At 40.0% G+C, this 1,165-nt stretch carries 2 protein-coding genes; both read left to right on the top strand.

Going from position 1 to position 1,165, the window contains the following annotated elements; all coding sequences use genetic code 11:
• Window positions 1-288: 288 nt before the first annotated feature.
• The gene (locus tag K245_RS28195) at window positions 289-909 is read left to right on the top strand and encodes a hypothetical protein (protein WP_051284542.1); all 621 of its coding nucleotides are present in this window, start codon (window positions 289-291) and stop codon (window positions 907-909) included.
• Complete coding sequence (locus K245_RS28640; RefSeq protein ID WP_198013964.1) at window positions 906-1,076, top strand: MAE_28990/MAE_18760 family HEPN-like nuclease; 171 nt, start codon at window positions 906-908, stop codon at window positions 1,074-1,076. The genes K245_RS28195 and K245_RS28640 overlap by 4 nt, the downstream gene beginning before the upstream one ends.
• Window positions 1,077-1,165 lie beyond the last annotated feature (89 nt).

Raw genomic sequence — 1,165 nt, 5'->3', positions numbered from 1 at the left:
TTCCTTTTGCCATTCTTCTGCTCCTTTTTTTTGATGTTCTAATAAAGCAGATTTTCACTTAAATGGCTGTCCAATTTTTCCAGACCAGCTCTAAGTACAGTTCTGCAGTTTCTAGATCACTCGGCAATAAATGAGCCACAGCTTTTCCTTTCTGGGTGTGACATACTTGGTGATCTCAATGGTCTTTGTGTTGACGACCTATCTACAACTGTTCGTCTAAAGATTAAAAGAACTCCAATCCGTGCAACGATAATTAATAAATCAGGAGACTCATTTGTAAAATACGAAATGTTCAAGCGTTTAAATACCGGTGGTGCACTTCTGTCAGCGCAGGAAATAAGAAACTGCTCTTCTAGAATGGTTGAAGGTGGGGATGTTTTTTACGATGCAATACAAGAAATGGCTAAATTTGATCCATTTGTAAAATCAATTTCTAAATTGCCGGATACATTTAAAGAAAAAAGGGCAGATGAAGAGTTGGTCCTACGATTCTTTGCAGTAACCCAGTATAGAGATGGTTTTAAGGGCAACATCGAGGAGTGGCTCGACTCCTTGATGGAAGACACGTTGTTTAAAAGGATTCAATTTGATCTGATAGATAGAAAGAATCACTTTGAAGATGTTTTTAATGTGATTGAAGAAAAACTTAGTGATTCTGCTTTTACAAGATTCAATCCAGAAGGTGAACCCACTGGTCGTCTTGCACCTGCTTACTATGAAGCGGTTGTTGCTACATTTTCAGCTCACCTTGATGATCTCCGGCCACTACCGCCAGCCATTATTAAGGAACGCTTGCAGAATGCATTTAATAGTAAAGAGTTCAGGGCCTCCACTGGTCCAGGAGCAAATACTATCGAGAAGCTTGGACAAAGAATATCAATTGTTTCAAAACACTTGTGTGACGGATGAGACCCATCGATATAATTACAAAGGATCTAGAGTGGCGTGAGAGGGAAATTGCCGCGATGAGACTCCTCATCTATAGGCCTGATTTAACGAACTCTCAAAGGTCCGCCCTTCTTAGGGCTGGATGGGCTATGCTTTATGCGCATTATGAGGGATTTATCAAAAACTGATCAACGACAATTATTTTTCCGTGTCAGCGACAGTTATAATTCCCGATCCAGTTTCCTAATTTAAGGCGCATTTTCCTCACTTTTTTCCT

The organism is Desulforegula conservatrix Mb1Pa, assembly GCF_000426225.1.
In the GTDB taxonomy this organism is placed as follows: Bacteria; Desulfobacterota; Desulfobacteria; order Desulfobacterales; family Desulforegulaceae; genus Desulforegula; species Desulforegula conservatrix.
Note: the sequence above shows the minus strand (reverse complement) of the source record. Positions and strands in the feature narration are given on the sequence as shown.